This is a genomic window from Ruegeria sp. CE8, from assembly GCF_056537465.1.
In genome coordinates this window covers 1-17,168 of sequence record NZ_JBQFRP010000004.1, presented here as the reverse complement: position 1 = coordinate 17,168, position 17,168 = coordinate 1, and the positions used below count along the sequence as shown (strand labels likewise).

Annotated in this window: 18 protein-coding genes and 1 tRNA gene; 7 read left to right on the top strand and 12 right to left on the bottom strand. The window is 58.2% G+C overall.

The window, feature by feature from the left end; all coding sequences use genetic code 11:
• The first annotated feature begins 6 nt into the window (after positions 1–6).
• Positions 7–1,140 (top strand): Gfo/Idh/MocA family protein, encoded by a 1,134-nt coding sequence (locus ACR0AA_RS08505; RefSeq protein ID WP_480663915.1) that lies wholly within the window; start codon positions 7–9, stop codon positions 1,138–1,140.
• On the opposite strand, the gene ACR0AA_RS08500 is transcribed toward ACR0AA_RS08505, so the two are convergent.
• Together ACR0AA_RS08500 and ACR0AA_RS08495 are read right to left on the bottom strand one after the other, a co-directional pair.
• Positions 1,141–2,139 (bottom strand): LacI family DNA-binding transcriptional regulator, encoded by a 999-nt coding sequence (locus tag ACR0AA_RS08500; protein WP_480663913.1) that lies wholly within the window; start codon positions 2,137–2,139, stop codon positions 1,141–1,143.
• 138 nt (positions 2,140–2,277) lie between these two features.
• Positions 2,278–2,353: transfer RNA gene (locus tag ACR0AA_RS08495), tRNA-Val, on the bottom strand.
• A 240-nt stretch (positions 2,354–2,593) separates the two neighbouring features.
• Between ACR0AA_RS08495 and modA the strand changes: the two genes are divergently transcribed.
• Genes modA through modC form a run of 3 tightly spaced genes read left to right on the top strand, consistent with a single transcriptional unit; the run spans position 2,594 to position 5,137 of the window.
• Positions 2,594–3,346, top strand: coding sequence for a molybdate ABC transporter substrate-binding protein (gene modA, locus ACR0AA_RS08490; RefSeq protein WP_480663911.1), 753 nt, complete (start codon positions 2,594–2,596; stop codon positions 3,344–3,346).
• A gap of 4 nt (positions 3,347–3,350) precedes the next feature.
• Positions 3,351–4,043 (top strand): molybdate ABC transporter permease subunit, encoded by a 693-nt coding sequence (gene modB, locus ACR0AA_RS08485; RefSeq protein ID WP_239338730.1) that lies wholly within the window; start codon positions 3,351–3,353, stop codon positions 4,041–4,043.
• Positions 4,040–5,137 (top strand): molybdenum ABC transporter ATP-binding protein, encoded by a 1,098-nt coding sequence (modC, locus tag ACR0AA_RS08480; protein WP_480663909.1) that lies wholly within the window; start codon positions 4,040–4,042, stop codon positions 5,135–5,137. Before modB ends, modC begins: the two co-directional genes overlap by 4 nt.
• Here modC and ACR0AA_RS08475 read toward each other — a convergent pair.
• Both ACR0AA_RS08475 and ACR0AA_RS08470 read right to left on the bottom strand, forming a co-directional pair.
• The gene (locus tag ACR0AA_RS08475) at positions 5,134–6,045 is read right to left on the bottom strand and encodes a Hint domain-containing protein (RefSeq protein ID WP_480663907.1); all 912 of its coding nucleotides are present in this window, start codon (positions 6,043–6,045) and stop codon (positions 5,134–5,136) included. The two genes, modC and ACR0AA_RS08475, sit on opposite strands and share 4 nt — an antisense overlap.
• Position 6,046: 1 nt before the next feature.
• Positions 6,047–6,559 carry a toxin-activating lysine-acyltransferase gene (locus tag ACR0AA_RS08470; RefSeq protein ID WP_480663905.1) on the bottom strand — a complete coding sequence of 171 codons (513 nt, stop codon included), beginning with the start codon at positions 6,557–6,559 and terminating at the stop codon, positions 6,047–6,049.
• 189 nt (positions 6,560–6,748) lie between these two features.
• Between ACR0AA_RS08470 and ACR0AA_RS08465 the strand changes: the two genes are divergently transcribed.
• Positions 6,749–7,159: a hypothetical protein gene (locus ACR0AA_RS08465; RefSeq protein WP_480663903.1), complete on the top strand. Its 411-nt coding sequence runs from the start codon at positions 6,749–6,751 to the stop codon at positions 7,157–7,159.
• A gap of 4 nt (positions 7,160–7,163) precedes the next feature.
• Here the strand turns inward: ACR0AA_RS08465 and hemF are convergent, their stop codons facing one another.
• Genes hemF through clpS form a run of 4 tightly spaced genes read right to left on the bottom strand, consistent with a single transcriptional unit; the run spans position 7,164 to position 10,231 of the window.
• Positions 7,164–8,048, bottom strand: a complete 885-nt coding sequence (hemF, locus tag ACR0AA_RS08460) for an oxygen-dependent coproporphyrinogen oxidase (protein ID WP_480663901.1) — start codon at positions 8,046–8,048, stop codon at positions 7,164–7,166.
• 5 nt (positions 8,049–8,053) lie between these two features.
• Positions 8,054–8,854, bottom strand: a complete 801-nt coding sequence (locus tag ACR0AA_RS08455; protein WP_480663899.1) for an SDR family NAD(P)-dependent oxidoreductase — start codon at positions 8,852–8,854, stop codon at positions 8,054–8,056.
• A gap of 37 nt (positions 8,855–8,891) precedes the next feature.
• Entirely contained in the window at positions 8,892–9,857 is a 966-nt protein-coding gene (locus ACR0AA_RS08450) for a class I SAM-dependent methyltransferase (protein ID WP_480663897.1), read from the bottom strand.
• A 32-nt stretch (positions 9,858–9,889) separates the two neighbouring features.
• On the bottom strand, positions 9,890–10,231 hold the full coding sequence (gene clpS, locus ACR0AA_RS08445) for an ATP-dependent Clp protease adapter ClpS (RefSeq protein WP_480663895.1): 342 nt from the start codon (positions 10,229–10,231) through the stop codon (positions 9,890–9,892).
• Positions 10,232–10,324: 93 nt separating this feature from the next.
• Here clpS and ACR0AA_RS08440 point away from each other — a divergent pair, with 93 nt between their 5' ends.
• The gene (locus tag ACR0AA_RS08440; protein WP_480663893.1) at positions 10,325–11,026 is read left to right on the top strand and encodes an HAD family hydrolase; all 702 of its coding nucleotides are present in this window, start codon (positions 10,325–10,327) and stop codon (positions 11,024–11,026) included.
• A gap of 282 nt (positions 11,027–11,308) precedes the next feature.
• Positions 11,309–12,700: a D-alanyl-D-alanine carboxypeptidase family protein gene (locus ACR0AA_RS08435; protein ID WP_480663891.1), complete on the top strand. Its 1,392-nt coding sequence runs from the start codon at positions 11,309–11,311 to the stop codon at positions 12,698–12,700.
• A gap of 55 nt (positions 12,701–12,755) precedes the next feature.
• On the opposite strand, the gene ACR0AA_RS08430 is transcribed toward ACR0AA_RS08435, so the two are convergent.
• The 4 genes from ACR0AA_RS08430 to ACR0AA_RS08415 form a co-directional block, all read right to left on the bottom strand.
• Positions 12,756–14,003 carry a hypothetical protein gene (locus ACR0AA_RS08430; protein ID WP_480663889.1) on the bottom strand — a complete coding sequence of 416 codons (1,248 nt, stop codon included), beginning with the start codon at positions 14,001–14,003 and terminating at the stop codon, positions 12,756–12,758.
• Positions 14,004–14,147: 144 nt separating this feature from the next.
• The gene (locus ACR0AA_RS08425; protein WP_480755841.1) at positions 14,148–14,909 is read right to left on the bottom strand and encodes a LamB/YcsF family protein; all 762 of its coding nucleotides are present in this window, start codon (positions 14,907–14,909) and stop codon (positions 14,148–14,150) included.
• 12 nt (positions 14,910–14,921) lie between these two features.
• A complete protein-coding gene (locus ACR0AA_RS08420; RefSeq protein ID WP_480663885.1) occupies positions 14,922–15,920 on the bottom strand; it encodes a 5-oxoprolinase subunit C family protein in 999 nt (332 codons plus the stop codon).
• A complete protein-coding gene (locus tag ACR0AA_RS08415) occupies positions 15,920–16,672 on the bottom strand; it encodes a 5-oxoprolinase subunit B family protein (RefSeq protein ID WP_480663883.1) in 753 nt (250 codons plus the stop codon). Before ACR0AA_RS08415 ends, ACR0AA_RS08420 begins: the two co-directional genes overlap by 1 nt.
• Positions 16,673–17,168 lie beyond the last annotated feature (496 nt).

Below are 17,168 nucleotides of genomic sequence, written 5' to 3'. Positions count from 1 at the left end.
AGAACCATGGCAAAGTTGAAATGGGGAATGATTGGTGGTGGCGAAGGCAGCCAGATCGGACCAGCGCACCGATTGGGCGCATTGGCGGACGGGATGTTCGAATTCGCCGCCGGTGCGCTGGATCACCGGCCCGATGTCGGTCGCGAATATGCCCAAAGGCTGGGCGTTGCGGCAGACCGCGCCTATGGCGACTGGCAAGAGATGCTGGCAGGCGAAAAAGACCGCACGGATCGGATTGATCTGGTGACGATTGCAACGCCGAACTCGACTCATTTCGAGATCGCCAAGGCGTTTCTTGAGGCCGGATTCAACGTGCTGTGCGAAAAACCCATGACCATGACAGTGGAAGAAGGGGAAGAGATCGTGCGCGTGGCCGAAGCCTCGGGCAAGATTTGTGCAGTGAACTACTGTTATTCCGCTTATCCGATGGTCCGACAGGCCCGTGCAATGGTGCGGGCCGGGGAAATCGGCAAAGTCCGGCTGGTTGTGACAAATTTCAGCCACGGCCACCACGGCGACGCAACCGACGCCGACAATCCACGCGTCCGCTGGCGCTATGATCCGGCGATGGCGGGTGTATCGGGACAGTTCGCCGACTGCGGTATTCACGCGTTGCACATGGCCAGCTTCATCAGTGATGATGAGGTGAAAACCCTGTCAGCCGACATGGCTTCGACCATCTCAAGCCGTGAATTGGAAGATGATGCGATGATCAACTTCCGCACAGAAGGCGGCGCGGTTGGCCGGTTGTGGACCTCTTCCGTGGCCATCGGGCGTCAGCACGGCTTTGACATTCAGGTGTTTGGTGAAACTGGTGGTCTTCGCTGGGCGTCCGAGCAACCCAATCAGCTGATTCACACACCCGTTGGCGGCCGCACGCAGATCATTGAAAAGGGCGAAGGTGGGCTGCACGACGAAGCGCAGCGCCTGTCCCGTGTCGCCATCGCGCATCCCGAAGGGTTCCCGCTAGCAGTTGCAAACATCTATTGCGATCTGGCCGACGCGATTCAAGGAGAGGTCCGGGACGGTCTTCCAACGCCATCCGATGGGGTTCGTTCGATTGCGGCGGTCCATGCAGCGGTCGCTTCGTCCAAGGCCGACGGCGCCTGGACGGACGCGCGCCCACCGATGTTTCGTTGATTATGGGCGGGGCCGCAGCGTGCCTCGCTCGATTACGCGACAGGGAAAGATCCGTGCCTCAGGATAGCGCTGCGGGTCTTTCAGCATTTCCTCGACCAGATCGACCGAAGACGTGATGATCTGCTTGATCGGCTGGTGAATCGTCGTCAGATTCACGCTCTCCCAGCGGGACATTTCCATGTCGTTCAGGCCGATTATTCCGATTTCTTCGCCGGGCTTCAGGCCATGATCCGACAGGGCGGATAGCGCCCCGATAGACAGGATGTCGTCGCCGCAGAAGTACCCGTCTGCCGGTTCATCCTTTAACAGCTTCAGCATTTCCTCGCGCCCGGCCTCGAAAGAATACGCGCCTGCAAAAGAGTGAGACACTTCGAGATCGGAATGTTTCTCGACCTCTTCCATGAAGCCGCGATACCGATCCATGGACGAGGTCGCATCCTTGGGCCCGCCCAGATACCCAACGCGCCGATACCCGCGTGCCAGTAGTTCCCGTGCTGCCATCCGACCGCATTCGACGTTGTCGATTCCCACAACGTGGACTTCTGGCGACGTGGCCGAGCGTCCGAACGTGTGCACGACAGGAACTCCGGCGTCGTGGAACGCTTTTGCAAAGCTGGGCGGCAGGGTGGACGAGGCAACGATCGCGGCGTCGACCGAGTATTGCCGCAGCATTCGAACCGAGTTGGCTGGTTCCGTTTCATCGGTCAGATTCACGATGAGGGGACGCAGACCCCGTTCCTGTAGAGCCCGAGTGAACTGGTCGAACACCTCAAGGAAAATGGGGTTGTGGAAGTTGTTGGATATCAGCCCGATCAACTTTGTACGGCCGGTCGTCAATGAAGAAGCCAGCGCATTCGGGCTATACCCCAGTTCTTGCGCGGCCTTTTCCACCTTGCTCCGTGTTTTGGCTGAAACGGACGCACCCTCGGTGAATGTTCTGGAAACGGCAGACCGCGAAACACCGGCCAATGCAGCGACGTCTTTTAAGGTGACACTCATGATTGGCGCCCGCGGTTCGGGGTATGGCTGATACGTGAATTCATGGTGAAAATACTATGCACTATTGCATCAGACTTGCAATCGGTTGCAAAGTGGCAATCCGTGTGACGCGAGGCCCTGCGATACATCTGAGGAGAATGGTGGGTGATGAGAGACTCGAACTCCCGACATCTTCGGTGTAAACGAAGCGCTCTACCAACTGAGCTAATCACCCGTGACGGTGCATGTAGCCAAGCCTGCGCCCGGGCGCAAGAGGGTGTGACACAATTTCTTTGTTTGAGATTGAAATGATCCCTGAACCCGGTTTGACCGGGGGTCTGCGCTTTCGGCTCAAGTTCAGCATTGCCGATGTTTGCAAAGTCGCTTGCGTGTCACCTGCCGCCTCAGATATCCCCGGAGGGACTGCAACTTTCCGGTTGGGAGTAGAAAGATCCTGTCCCACGCGCGCCGAGTTTTGATCGCGGCCCTGGTCCTGGGCGTATTGACGCTGGCTCCGCTTCGCGCGGGGGCTGAGGGGATATTGGTATTTGCCGCTGCCAGCCTGAAAAACGCATTGGACGAGGTTGCCGCCAATTTCGAGCAGCAGACGGGCCACGAAGTGATCGTCTCATATGCGGCTTCGTCTGTTTTGGCACGACAGATTCAGTTGGGTGCTCCGGCGGACCTGTTCATCTCGGCCAATGAAGACTGGATGGATGTTCTGGAAGAACAGGACCTTATTGACACGGACACCCGTGTGGACCTTCTGGGCAATGGGCTGGTTCTCATCGGCGGCGCTGATCGTTCGGATCTCGGCGAGATGAGCCCCGAGGTCGATCTGAACACGGCACTGGATGGAGGGTATCTGGCTATGGCTCTGGTCGACGCTGTTCCGGCCGGGATTTACGGAAAGGCGGCGCTGGAAAGCCTGGGGCTGTGGAAAGGCGTGCAGGGTCAGATCGCGCAGACCGACAACGTGCGTGCAGCACTTGCGCTTGTTGCGGCGGGGGCCGCTCCGCTGGGGATCGTTTATCGGTCCGATGCGCAGGCCGAGGACAGGGTGCGTGTTGTTGCGGAATTCCCATCAGATTTGCATCCTTCCATTGTCTACCCTGCGGCTGTGACGAAAGTAGGCGCACAGGACGCGCAGGTTTTTCTGACACATCTGCAATCTGAGGTTGCCCGGGCCATTTTTGAAAAGCAGGGTTTTGCCCTGCCGAACGGGTAACTGCATGGGTTGGCTGGGACCTGCAGAGCTGGAAGCACTGAAGCTGTCGCTGCGTGTGTCGTTTTGGGCTACCCTGGTGACATTGCCGTTCGGAGTGTTCGTTGCCTATGCGCTGGCCCGCTGGCGGTTTCCAGGTCGGCAGGTGTTGAACGGGCTGGTGCATTTGCCCTTGATTCTGCCGCCGGTGGTGACCGGTTATCTGCTGCTTCTGACCTTCGGAATTCAGGGGCCGTTGGGCAAGCTGCTAGCCGAATTCGGAATCGTCGTTGCTTTCCGTTGGACCGGGGCGGCGCTGGCTGCCGGGATTATGGCTTTCCCGCTTATGGTGCGGGCTATCCGCCTGTCTATTGAGGCCGTCGACCCCAAGCTTGAGCAAGCGGGCGCGACGCTTGGTGCCTCGCGTCCGCTTGTGTTCGCTACGGTTACCTTGCCCATGATCCTGCCCGGCGTCATCGCGGGTGCGATCCTTGCCTTTGCCAAGGCGATGGGAGAGTTCGGTGCCACAATCACATTTGTCTCGAACATACCTGGCCAGACCCAGACGTTGCCGTCTGCCGTCTACGCTTTCCTGCAGGTGCCGGGTGGCGAAGCTGCGGCGACCCGGCTGGTTGTGATCTCAATTGTTATCGCCATGGGGGCGTTATTACTGTCCGAGTTCGTCGGCAGGCGCGTTGCGGCTCGGGTGGCCGGATCATGAGCCTGTCTGTCCACCTGCAGCATGACCTGCCCGACATCAAGCTGGATCTCAGCTTTGACGCCCCTCCCGGCGTGACGGTTCTGTTCGGGCGTTCGGGATCGGGAAAAACAACCGTCGTCAACGCAGTTGCCGGACTGCTGAGGCCAAAGGCTGGGCGGGTGTCTGTAGACGGGTGGGATCTGTTCGACACGGATCGGGGCCTCTGGTTGCCGCCGCACAAACGGCGACTGGGTTACATCTTTCAGGAAGGCCGTCTGTTTCCGCATCTGACCGTTCGCCAGAACCTTTTCTATGGGCAATGGTTTGCGCCAAGGGGCGCGCGGCGTGAAAACCCGGACAAGGTGATCGAAATGCTGGGGATCGGGCACCTTCTGGATCGCCGTCCTGCGGGATTGTCTGGTGGCGAAAAGCAACGTGTCGCCATTGGCCGCGCCCTTCTGGCCAGCCCGCGCCTGATCTTGGCGGATGAACCGCTGGCAGCTTTGGACGACGCGCGAAAGGCTGAGATTTTGCCCTATTTCGAACGGTTGCGGGATGAAGTCTCGGTGCCGATTCTTTACGTCACCCATTCGGCAGCCGAGGTTGCGCGACTGGCCACGTCGGTTGTGGCGTTGCAGGACGGCAAAGCGCTAAGGCACGGTCCTGCCTCGGAGGTTCTGGCGGATCCATCGGTCGCTCCGGCCGGTGTTCGGGCAGTCGGTGCTGTGCTTCAGGTTCGGGTGGCCAAGCACCATTCGGACGGGCTGACCGAACTGGACGCGGGTGGTGCCCAGTTGTTTCTGCCGCGCATTCCACATGAGGTTGCTGAAGAGTTGCGCATCCGTATTCCGGCGCAAGAGGTCATCCTGTCCAGCAAACGCCCCGAAGGGTTGTCTGCCTTGAACGTTTTGCCGGGCACCGTCGACACAATCCGCGCGGGCGAGGGGCCGGGGGCGATTGTGTCGGTGAAAACGCCTGCTGGCACCATTCTGGCGCGTGTTACCCGGCGTTCGGTCGACGCGCTGGGATTGGCCCCGGATAAACCGTGTTTTGCGGTTATCAAAACGGTTGCGTTGGCGCCTCAGGACGTCGGCGGGCACTTGGGCGGACACTAAGCCAGCGCACGCACCTCGAATTCACGCAGGATCAGGCGGGCGGCGCGTCCAAAACCCATGCCGTCTGGGGCAGGTGTGTCGGGGAAGATGGCGGAAAGCTCCTGCAATGCGTCTGATGACAGGGTGTATAGGGATTCTTCACCCAGAAACAGGCTTTCGGCCAATGCTCCATCGGCCGTCAGTATCTCGTGATTGTCCAGTAGGATGTGAAAATACTCGACCGGATCGTCTGTGGTTTCAATTGCGATACCAGGCCAGGAACACAGATGCTTGGCCGCAACCAAGGCTTCGGGTGCGCCGAACAGCAGCTCCACTTTCGGCCCACTGACCAGAATGCGGTGTTGCTGTGACACCAACAGATCCCGTTTTGGCCGCCCCGCTCCCAAGCTGCCCGATTTGATCCGAACGGGACGCATCGCGGGGTTGTCTCGTAACCGGTCTGGGGGCAGGGCGCTGCTTTCGATCCAACGGATCGGTTGCGGGCCATTGTCCTCGGTAAGCACATAGTCGCCAACCGAAAGGGTCTCGATCCGTCGCGCGCCTTCCTCTGTGTCGATTATGGTACCCGCTGTAAAGCAGACTCCTTCGATCGTGATCGTTATATTCTGCTCACGTACGAAACCTACTGGCCCAAAAAAACCACTGTATTCGCCCGTTACCTGAACCGTGAATGTATCCTCGACGGTCTCGTTAAAATCGAGACTATCGAAGAAAGTGGGGTCGACCGTATAGGTCCATTCTCCGTTAGGAAGGATGCTGGCGGTTCCGAAAGCTGGTTGCGATGAGATAGTCCATTCCTGTGAAAGAATGGTAACGTTGCTATCCAGAACCAGGTCGCCAGTCTCCTGGTTTGGTGGGTCGCCGGTGACATTGCCGGTTGTGTCGCCAGTGATAGTGATTGAAACCATTCTACATGCCCTCTCCCGCCAGAATCCGCTCGAACTCTTGCTTGCGATACAACTGCATGTGTACTTCGCCCGCATCGTCGCGGGTCCATTCCACGATCCGGTTTCGCGACATGTCACTGTCCATCCGGTTCGTACGAACCCGCGGATGGGGGATGCTTTTCTTCAGCATATCTACAATCTGATTGGTTTGTCCGAACGGAGCAACCAGATCTACGATCCAGAATGAGTTGCCACTGGTGAAGTCTTTATCGGTCAGAGGTTTTTCCTCGACCGCATATCTGTACTCTGCCTCTGCGCTGAGCCCAGCGAATGTTACGAACCCGCGTGGGAAGCCGTTTTGCCGAAAGATGTGGTATTGCCCCAACCGGAGCGGAGTTTCGAAGGCATAAAGAACCTGAGCGAGACTGCGTTTCTGATGGGCTTTGGTCAGACCCGCCAAATAGAACATGGCACCGAAATCCGCGTATTTTTCGGGCGGGATGTCAAACCAGTCTTTAGGAAACGCTTTGCTCAATACAATCCCCTGCCTAGTACAGCTCTGGATTTTAGTTTCTTGTTGCCCGGAAATATACTTTTTTGGCCGTGTGGGTACAGTCTGGGGCGTTGATGGTCAAATCCAAGACCGATGTGCCCCGGCTTTACTCAGCCCAATGGCCGACTATGATCTTTGGATAGTTCTGTTTAAAAAATGGGTATTGCGACTATGCGAGTTTTGAAAATGGCCGCCGTGGCAACAGTGATGCTGTGGCCGGGATTCGCGCAGGGAATCGGGTTTGGTGTTGGTGTTTATCCGGCTTTTCAAACCACCGTCACGCCACTGAAAAATGGGGATTACCAAGTCTCTGTTAGCGGGTCGTCCGCTCCGGTTTCCTATTGGTGTGGTATTGGCGACTTTGCCATTCGCACGCTCAGGACCAAGGCAACGCAGCGCATCTATATCACCCGTGCCTATGAAAAACAGACCCGCACAGTGCAGTTCTCTTTAACTCCGCCCGAAGGGGTCGATACCACTCCGGGCTATTCGGTCACCGTGAAACGCGTGGGCGAGAACATGTCTGCGGGGTCCGCTCAAGGTTATTGCTGGGACAATTTCATGGACTTTGGCTTCCGGTAAGTCATCAGACCCATTTGGCCAATGGCGGCAGGCTCATCAGTACAGCATCCGGATCATGGCCGGTTTCCAGCCCGAATTTCGTGCCCCGATCGTAAACGAGGTTGTATTCCGCATACAGGCCCCGGTGCACCAGTTGCGTGTCTTTCTCGGCCTCTCCAAAGCCCTGCACCCGGCGTTTTTCGACCAGTGGCAGGAAGGCCGGCAGAAACGCGCGGCCGATATCCTGAGTCAGCGCGAAATCCGCTGCCCAGTCTCCGGTGCAATAGTCATCCATAAAGATCCCGCCGACGCCACGGGCGCGCTTTCGGTGCGGGATATAGAAGTACTCGTCTGCCCAGTCCTTCAGGCGGGGGTAATGACCTAACCCATGCGGGTCCAGATGCGCCTTTTGGGTGGCGTGGAAATGCGCCGTGTCCTCATCATATTCGATGCACGGGTTCAGATCTGAACCACCACCGAACCACCATGCGTGCGGTGTCCAGAACATGCGGGTATTCATGTGAACGGCTGGAACATGCGGGTTACGCATATGCGCAACAAGGGAAATGCCCGAGGCCCAGAAACGCGGATCTTCCGTCATCCCCGGGATACCCTTGCGCGCCGCCATGGCATGCTGCGCGCGTTCGCCAAGAGTTCCGAAAACGGTCGAGACATTGACGCCGACCTTTTCGAATACCCGTCCGCCGCGCATCACAGACATCAATCCGCCGCCCGCATCGGAGCCGTCATCCGATTGGCGTTTGGTCTCCTTGACCTCAAACCGCCCGGGCTTGGCATCCGCGAAGGGCCCGGTGTTGTGGGTATCTTCAAGCGCCTCGAAGGCGGTGACGATTTCGTCGCGCAATTGGCGGAACCAGGTGGCGGCGGTTGCTTTTTCTGAATCAAACATGGGGATTAGTGTGCAGGGGCTGCAACGGGGTCCAGCAGGGTGCGGCCGCCGTCAATTGTCAGGATTTGGCCAGTGATGAACCCGGCGGCGTCCGAGGCCAGGAACTGCGCCGTTTCGGTCAGTTCATTCGGAGCCGCGATCCGGGCGAGTGGTGTGTGTTTTTCGATATCGTCCCGAAAATCTCGGTTCTCTTTCAAGGTGGACTGCAGCGAGGCACTCATCACCGATCCAAGCGCGATGGAGTTGACGCGAATTCGGTTAGGGGCCAAAGCCACTGCCAGCGATCGGGTCAATTGATCCAGTGCCGCCGTGGACACGGAATAGGCCATCAGGTCTGGGTGCGTACGCCGCGCAGCAATCGAGGACAAATTGATGATTGATCCGGCGGGGCCTTCGTCATCGTCACCTGCCTGTTTGATCATTCGTTTGGCGACCGCCTGGCTTAGACGCAGGGCGGGCATTAGGTTCTGGTTAAGCAACGAACGGACCGAGTCATCCTCGGTGTCCAGCGGATCGGACGGGATCACCTGTCGTGCGCCATTGATCAAAATATCTACCTGATCAAAGGCATCAAGCGTAGCTGACAGCAGGTTCGCAATGGTCAGCTTTTCCCGCAGATCGCCAGCGAAGAACCTGATATTGCTGTCGTCCGCCTGTTCGCCCAGTTCTTCGGCCAGCCGTTTTTCATCCATGTCGGCGAACATGACGTTGGCTCCTGCCTCCGCGAAATGGCGCCCGATTGCCAGTCCGACGCCGTTGGCGCTGCCTGTGACGATGGCTGTCTTGCCGGCGATGGAAAAGGACATGCGTTGCCTCCTGATTTGCGGTGAAGATTAACCGGGATCACCGTCGAGGGCGAGAGGCGTGAAACACCTTGAACCGATTGTCGCCGGACGCTTCGTGAACCTGTGCAAAATTCTCGGTCAGCGTGACCTCGTAGGGCAGGTGCCGGTTAGCAACCATCCACAGGTTGCCGCTGCGGGTCAGGTTTCGAGCGGCGGATTTGATAAAGCCCTGACCCAATTCCGGGTCGGCAGCGCGCGAGGTATGAAACGGTGGGTTCATGATCACCGTGTCCAGCGGTTCCGGCGCGGTCCAGGTAATGGCGTCGGCCCAGTGAAACTGAGCACAGGTATCGGCCAGATTGGCGCGTGCGCAGGTCAGGGCGATGTGGTCAGCCTCGACCAAGTGCAGTGTGCGTGGGTTGGCTATCTTGAGCACTCCGGCCGACAGATACCCCCAGCCTGCGCCCAGATCGGCGATCCGGGCACCCAGCTTGTCGGGCAGTGATTTCAGCAACAGCGCCGAAGCCGGATCGATTCCATCAGCAGAAAATACACCGGGCGCGGTGCGAAATCCGTCGACGGTCTGCACTTCGGGCGCGGACCAGTCGGCAAACGCTTCGGGTGCGGATCGGAACCAGAAGATCTTGCCATGCGCCTTGGCAATGGGCCCTTCGACATCGACGCGTTTGCGGATGTCTTTCAGCAGGCTGTCCACCCCATCGGTTTTGGCCCCGTCGATAATGATCTGCCCGCTTGCACGTTGACAGGCCTGATACACCATGCTCCGCGCCAGAGCCTTGGCGCGAGGTAGGATCACGATGGCATCCTGACAAGGCTCATGAGATTCCGGCGTGGCCGCAAAACCCTGTTGGGCAAAGTGGTCGTGAAACGGCTTAAACGGCTGCACCACCTGCGTGTCGTGTGGCAATGTTGACAGTTCACTGGCCAGCGTCGGCCCCAAAACGGTCAGTGGCTGCGACAGCTCAAGGCCGCTTTGCAAGGCAAGGTCTAGGCGAGGGGACATCGGCAATTTCGCAAGAGAGGGTCGCAATGACCTTACTCTTCACGTTCCATTGTGCATTGCAGGGGGTGCTGGTGTCTGCGGGCGAAATCCATGACCTGGCCCACTTTGGTCTCGGCAATCTCGTGGCTAAAGACGCCTACGACGGCTACGCCCTTTTTATGGACAGTCAGCATAATCTCAAACGCCTCGGCATGGGTCATGCCAAAGAACCGCTCCAACACATGCACCACGAATTCCATTGGGGTGTAATCGTCATTCAGCAGCAGCACTTTGTACAAAGGCGGGCGCTTGGTCTTGGGGCGCGTCTGCACCAACAGCGACGGGTCACCGTCGTCGTCCGGTTTGTCAGACATCATCCATTGGTATTCAGTCATTGCGCGCCTTTGTCCGATTCAGGCTTCGGTTTGTCTGGTCGGTTATATAACGTGCAGGGGGTCAGAGAAAAGAGCCAGCAGGACGTAATCGAAATGGAAAAAACGCTGACCACGGTTGGGTTCGATGCGGATGATACCTTATGGCATAACGAACGGTTTTTCCAGCTGACACAAGCGCATTTCGCCGAATTGCTGGCTGATCACGCCGATCGCGACCACCTGATGGACCGGCTGTTGGCGGCGGAAAAGCGCAATATTCGGCACTACGGGTACGGAATCAAAGGGTTCACTCTGTCGATGATCGAAACCGCGATCGAAGTGACCGAAGACCGGGTTCCATCCTCGGTTATCCGTCAATTGATCGAGGCCGGACAGGACATGCTGGCCCATCCGATTGAACTTTTGCCGCACGCGCGAGACGCCGTTGAGGCGGTGGCGGAAACGCATCGGGTGATTCTGATCACCAAGGGAGATCTGATCGATCAGGAAAGAAAGCTGGCGCAGTCCGGCCTTGGCGATCTGTTTGATGAGGTCGAGATCGTGTCCGAGAAATCGGAACAAACCTACCGCGATATCTTTGCGCGACATGGTGAGGGGCCGGAAACTGCAATGATGGTGGGCAATTCGATGCGATCCGACGTGGTTGCCCCGATTCAGGCCGGGTGTTGGGGCGTCTATGTTCCGCACGGGCTGGTCTGGGAAATCGAGAAGGCCGAAATACCGGCGGGTCATCCACGCTATAAAGAGCTTCGAGATTTGGGCGATCTGGCGGAGTATGTTCAGCGCCTGAGTTGATGTTGCCAATTGGCCGCAGTTTTTGAAAAACGACTTGAGGTCAGGGATTTCCGCGCGCCGACCCTGTGGATTTAGTGGTTCGCCGCGCCCTGTGGCCCATATGTGGTGTCCGGCGCGGGGAATAACGAAACAGCGAAATTGAACGCTTTCGGTTTATTTCATTGGGTCTCTGTGATACCGTTGAGGGTAATAAAACAAAATTGGTGCTGACCGGGAAAACCCGGCGGCCAGAGGTAGACAGAGGCAAAGATCGTGCAGGTTCGGCGGACAGTTCCGGCCCGAATGGGCTTATTTCTTATAGCATTCTTGTGGCTGCTCTCCTTTGCGCCGTTGCAAGGGATAGCAGCACCATATGCGGCGATGGTCATCGACGCACGAACCGGAGAGGTTCTGCATTCGCGCAACGCAGACACAAGGCTGCATCCGGCATCACTGACCAAGATGATGACGCTCTACATCGCGTTCGAAGCGGTGCGGAATGGCGAGATCACCTTGGACACTCCGGTTCGAATCACAAAAAAGGCGTCGTCCGAACCCCCCTCGAAACTAGGCTTGCGTACCGGGCAGACGATTGCGTTCCGCTATCTGATCCGCGCGGCTGCGGTGAAGTCCGCAAATGACGCGGCAACGGCCATCGGGATTGCAATCAGCGGGTCCGAGGCCGCATTCGCCCGCCGCATGACACGTACCGCCAAGGCAATGGGCATGAGCCGCACGACCTTCAAGAACGCACATGGCTTGACCGAGTCCGGCCATTTGTCCACCGCGCGGGACATGACCACGCTGGGGCGGCATCTGCTTTATGATTACCCGCAGTATTACAACCTGTTTTCGCGCCAATCGACTCATGCAGGGATAAAGACGGTCCCCAACACAAATCGTCGCCTTCTGGCTGCCTACAAAGGTGCGGACGGAATCAAAACCGGATACACGCGGGCCGCTGGCTTTAACCTGGTTGCATCGGCCAAGCGTAAGGACGAACGCATCATCGCCACGGTTTTTGGCGGGCAATCCGGTGCGTCTCGCAACGCCAAAGTGGCAGAGTTGCTGGACATGGGATTCCGCCGCGCCCCGTCGCGCGCGCCAATCCGTAAACCCGCGCGCCCGGCATATGCCGGAAATGTAGGGCTGGGCGACGCAGTAAAAGTCGCGAGTCTGGTCGGCGCACCGAAGAACAGCCTGCGGCCGGTCCTACGCCCCGGGCCGGGAGCAGCTGTTCAGGTGGCAGGCACGGTGGCGGAAACCGCCGCCAAGAACGGTGCTCGTATTCAGAATGGAATCGCCGCAGCCATTGCGGCCGCCGACATCCAACCGGCTGGCGACGGGGACGCACCGCGTCCGGCTGCACGCCCGGAAGACCTGGTTCTGGCCTCAACCGACCCGGCAGCGCAACCAGAGCCGGAACAAGAGATTGTAACCCGACTGTCCACATCAGGCGGACGCCTCTGGGGCGTCAATGTGGGCCGCTATACCACCCGATATGAGGCGGAAAAGGTTTTGCTGAAAACCGCGCTATCGGAAATGACCACTCTGGAAGGCACGCTGCGCAAGGTGAACCAAAGCTCGCGCGGCTTTGATGCGACGTTCCAGGGCATGACCCGTGAACAGGCCGATCTGGCCTGTCGCCGGCTTCAGGCCCGGAACGTCACTTGTTTCATGATCGGGCCGTCATAAGGCTCGACATACTCTCCTGAACGGATCTGGGCTGCGAGGCAACTCGCAGCCTTTTTTAATCAAAGACGTGGCCGTGTTCGTACTGTTCGTCCTGACCCGCCGCAGCAGTCAGGGCCGCCACGTTGTCCTTGGTGAAGAACCCGTCATAGTGGTGGCAGCGTTCGATATACTCGGTGATCAGCAGGGTGTATTTCGAGTGTTTCGAGAAAATCTGCTTGAGGTTCGGGTCGTCCTTACATTCACCCACCACGTGGGCCAGGAACGGCACGCCCTTGTCCTTAAGCGTGTTGACCACGAAATCGACGTTCTTTTCGCCCGCGCCATGATCGCCGTCCTGGATCTCGACGGCCATATGATGCAGGCGGCGCCCAAAGTTCCGCACGAAATCCTCGGTCGGCATGGGCAGCTGTTCGAATGAGTTCACAAAGGATGGGGTGTTGTTGGCGGTGAAGACCTTGGCAGGGGATTTCTTGTCGTCATCCACATTCGCGTTCCGGTTCACATTGGTCGACGAGTTCATGTCGAAGATGTTGTACGCGCCCCAGAAATAATAAGGAACCATTGTCAGGAATTCGAGGATCGCGTCCTCACGCTCGCCCGCCAGAATCCGCGTGGCCAGATGGTCGATCCCCAGCATTAAGGGTGCGATCTTGCTGTCCGCCCCAAACGCCGCCGCCTGATCCAGCCGTGCCTGTTCGTCGTCGCTCAACAATACCCGGTCTCCAAGGCCCAAACTATCGGGGTCGTTGAAGTCCAGCGTCGAATAGCCGACCCGGTTACACGTGAAATCCGACGGCGTGGTAAAGCGAAACCCTTCCATCGTGTAGAATGGATTCTCAGTGTCGCCCTTATACTCGAACCGGATGTTTTGATCTTCCAGCGTTTTGCTGAGGGTGTTCAGGTCCCTGGCGCCAAACACCTCTCCAACATATCGGGTCTGGGGCGTGTTTCGAGCCAGCGGGTACATGCGGTTGATGCGAGGGATAAAGTCCTCGAATGTCGGGCTCAGCGGTGCCATCACGATCATTGCCGGATAGTCGGCATGTGAGTGCAGCACCGAAAACCTGTGGGTCTGCCCCAGATAGCTGGCTGTATGGCGATAGGGCGTCATGACATAAAGCTCGAGCAGGGTGTCGAACACCGCATCCGCCTCGACCTGTATCACGATCGCCCTCATGGGGCCGACCTGTTCGGCCACGCCCGAACTGTTGCGGCGTTCATAGATCATCGGCAGGTATTCGTTGAAGAATTCCGAGTTCTTCTTGTCACCGCGCGGTTCGTAAGACTTCAGATCAAAAGACATTGGCCAACCTCCTTGCCCATACCAATCCGGCATGGCGTTGCTTGGAATTGTGGTATTCAGAACATGCACTTGCAGGCATGCTAGGGGCTGAATCCCGTGCAGGCAACAGTAAGAAAGTGGGTCGTTGAGCTTACGATTGCCTGTCTAACGGGTGAATTTTGTCACTTCGACACCGCCGTCAATCAGGTTCTCCCGGACCGAACGGGCAATTTGAACTGCAGTGGGGCCATCGCCGTGAAGGCAAATTGTGTCGATGGATGTGTCCAGCCGTTGCCCACTTTCGGTGATGATGGCGCCTTCTCGCACCATGTTCAGGATGCGGGGTCCGGCGACTTCCGGGTCGTGGATGATTGCGCCGGGCAGGCTGCGGTCTACCAGAGTGCCGTCGTCGTTATAGGCGCGGTCGGCAAAAATCTCTCCGACCCATTTGCATCCCAGGTCGCGTACGGCCGCTTCCTGTTTGGTGACAGCCAAAACCATGATGATGATATCCGGGTCGACATCCAAAGCGCCCTGGTAACAGGCCCGCGCCATATCAATGTCGACCGAGCACATATTAGCCAGCGCCCCATGCAGTTTCAGATGCCGTACATTCGTACCGACGGCTGCCGCCATACCTTGGGCTGCGCCCAGTTGATAACGCACGAGATTGCGCAGGCTATTGTGCGGCACTTTCATGTTGCGCCGGCCAAAGCCCTGCAGGTCTGGAAATCCGGGATGTGCCCCTATGCCGACACCGTTGTCAGCGGCCAGAGTCATTGTCTTTGCCATGACGTCCGGGTCCCCTGCGTGGAAACCGCACGCGATATTGGCCGAAGTGATGATCTTCAGCAGGCTTTCGTCATCGCCCATATTCCAGGGGCCAAAGCTCTCTCCCATATCGGCATTCAGATCGACGCTTGGCATCGGCAACTCTCCTTAGTCGGCGGCAGAGATCATTCCGCTTATCAATTGGTAGGACAACAGGTCCGGGATGTCATGCGGGTCACGGACCAATGGTTCGATCCGCGTGGGCAACTTGGCCAGCTCTGCCTTGTAGGCGGCTTGCAGCACAGTGGCTTCGTCCAGTGGCACGAACTGAAATCTGACATTTACGCCGACCGGTGTCTGCGCCGCCCGCGGCAGGTCGCAGGGCAGGACGGTCGCGATGCGAGGATACCCGCCGGTGGTCTGGCATTCGGGTAACAGGATGAACGGGTTCCCTGTGCCTGTCATCTGTATGTCCCCAGGGGTGATGACTTCGGACAATATGTTCAGCTGCCCTTTGGCCGCGAACCCTTTCCCATCACTATCCAGCTGCATCCCCATTCGGTTGGCTCTGCTGCCGCGCTGAAATTCGGTCTGGGTAAAGCGGTTCAGAGTGTCCGTGTCGAACAATGGGGTCTGAAAGCTGGCGACCACACGCAGAACACCGCCGGAAAACCGGTCATCGGGCGGAAGCTTCATGGCGGTTGTGCAGGGTTCACCGTGGGCGGGCAAAGTATCTCCGGCCTGAACGGCCTGACCAATTTTGGCCGTCAAATGCGCCGAGCGTGACCCCAGGAATTCTTCCGAGGCAATTCCGCCGCCTACATGCAGGTAGCCATAGTTCCCGCGCGTCGCAGCGCCAATCGTCAACCGCTGCCCCGCTTCCATATGGTGAGACGCATTCCAAACGACTGGCGATCCGTCAATGCTGGCCTGCATCGTCGCGCCGGTCAGGGCAATGCCCGTCGGTTGCGTCGCCTCGAACTCCCCACCCAGGCCCGCCATCTCCAGCGCCGCAAGCTCGGGGCTTTGACCCAACAACGCCGCGCCTTCATGCAAGGCGAGCAGATCTGCAGCCCCGGAACGGGAAAGCCCTTGATCCAGATATCCGGTGCGCCCCTGATCCTGTATCGTGCAAGCCGGACCGATGCGGTGGACGATCAAGCTCATCACACGATCTCCTCGCAGGTGGCCCCACCTGATCCGTCCGCGTCATTGGCACGGATGGCTTCCAACTCGTCGCGGGACACTGACAGGAATTGCATCTCGTCGCCCGGTCTTAACGCGAAACTCTGCGCTGCCTCGGGACGGAAACAGCGAAAAGCCGTTTGGCCCACGTGCCGCCATCCGGTCGGCGTGGGCCCCGAGAACAGCACGAATTGAGAAATGGCCAAAACCAAAGCCCCCTCGGGCACCATCGGTGTCAGTTCCTTCAGCCGCGGAATGTTGAACTCCGGCCCAAGCGGGCCAAGATACGGCTGACCGGGCGCAAAGCCGATGGTCAATACGCGAACCCTCGTTTCACCGAGGCGCCTTACAGCCTCGGCCGGGTCCAGTCCTGCGGCTGCCGCGGCCTCATCCAGTTGCGGCGCAAGTTCACCGCCATAAACCGTAGGGACGCGCCACAGTCTGCGGCCCAAGGGCAGTGATGCCTCAAACCAGTCTTGTTGCTTCAATAGGCGCTGCACGCGATCCCGGATCTCGGCGTGGGTTAACTTGTCCGGGTCGAACCGGACATAGGCCGATGCCAGAGATGCGGAGGTTTCGAGAATGCCGTCCCACGAGGCTGAATCGATTGCACCGCGAAAAGCCAGCGCCGCACGGTTCGACGGTTCGGCCATCGTATCGGCGAAGGAAATCAGAAGGCCGTCAAAACCAACGGTGCTAATGCGAGGAAAAGTGTCAGCGTGTTTGGATATCATATTGCGGTAAGCCTGGGCATCTCTAATTGGCGACCTCACAGCATCCTGCGCGAATGCGCAAGAGTCGGGGTTACGAGATGTCTTCTCTGTGAACCTGAATCACGTCTCGGAACCGGAAATTTCCCAAAATCCGACTCATTGGGATAATGACGACTCGGTTGAGTCTTGTGGTCGAGTGCGGGCGTTGGACTATATATAGCGTGGGGCTTGAATGCGACGCAGTAAGGGTAAAGGCGCCCTCGGCCGAGAGCGGTCTAATTGGAGCTTCTAAGTGGTCATCGGTCTTATTTAATTGTTTGAAATCATTAAACTAATTAGGAAAATGCAAAAAAATCGTTCAAGACGTCATTTTTCGGTTGCGGAGGTATGCGGTTATCCTTAGAACCCCCTTCACCGGCGCTGCTGAGGCGCTGGGGGCGCACCGGGGAGACGGTGGGACGGGCCGGAGAGACGGTTGAGACGCTCAGGAGAGACTGGGGGCATCTTGGGAATGAGT

Coding starts and splice junctions, on each gene's coding strand:
- ACR0AA_RS08505 (WP_480663915.1), top strand. CDS start 7: ATGGCAAAGTTGAAATGGGGAATGATTGGTGGTGGCGAAGGCAGCCAG.
- modC (WP_480663909.1), top strand. CDS start 4,040: ATGAGCCTGTCTGTCCACCTGCAGCATGACCTGCCCGACATCAAGCTG.
- clpS (WP_480663895.1), bottom strand. CDS start 10,231: ATGACTGAATACCAATGGATGATGTCTGACAAACCGGACGACGACGGT.
- ACR0AA_RS08440 (WP_480663893.1), top strand. CDS start 10,325: ATGGAAAAAACGCTGACCACGGTTGGGTTCGATGCGGATGATACCTTA.
- ACR0AA_RS08465 (WP_480663903.1), top strand. CDS start 6,749: ATGCGAGTTTTGAAAATGGCCGCCGTGGCAACAGTGATGCTGTGGCCG.
- ACR0AA_RS08450 (WP_480663897.1), bottom strand. CDS start 9,857: ATGTCCCCTCGCCTAGACCTTGCCTTGCAAAGCGGCCTTGAGCTGTCG.
- ACR0AA_RS08415 (WP_480663883.1), bottom strand. CDS start 16,672: ATGATATCCAAACACGCTGACACTTTTCCTCGCATTAGCACCGTTGGT.
- ACR0AA_RS08435 (WP_480663891.1), top strand. CDS start 11,309: ATGGGCTTATTTCTTATAGCATTCTTGTGGCTGCTCTCCTTTGCGCCG.
- ACR0AA_RS08475 (WP_480663907.1), bottom strand. CDS start 6,045: ATGGTTTCAATCACTATCACTGGCGACACAACCGGCAATGTCACCGGC.
- ACR0AA_RS08500 (WP_480663913.1), bottom strand. CDS start 2,139: ATGAGTGTCACCTTAAAAGACGTCGCTGCATTGGCCGGTGTTTCGCGG.
- ACR0AA_RS08455 (WP_480663899.1), bottom strand. CDS start 8,854: ATGTCCTTTTCCATCGCCGGCAAGACAGCCATCGTCACAGGCAGCGCC.
- modB (WP_239338730.1), top strand. CDS start 3,351: ATGGGTTGGCTGGGACCTGCAGAGCTGGAAGCACTGAAGCTGTCGCTG.
- hemF (WP_480663901.1), bottom strand. CDS start 8,048: ATGTTTGATTCAGAAAAAGCAACCGCCGCCACCTGGTTCCGCCAATTG.
- ACR0AA_RS08430 (WP_480663889.1), bottom strand. CDS start 14,003: ATGTCTTTTGATCTGAAGTCTTACGAACCGCGCGGTGACAAGAAGAAC.
- ACR0AA_RS08420 (WP_480663885.1), bottom strand. CDS start 15,920: ATGAGCTTGATCGTCCACCGCATCGGTCCGGCTTGCACGATACAGGAT.
- ACR0AA_RS08425 (WP_480755841.1), bottom strand. CDS start 14,909: ATGCCAAGCGTCGATCTGAATGCCGATATGGGAGAGAGCTTTGGCCCC.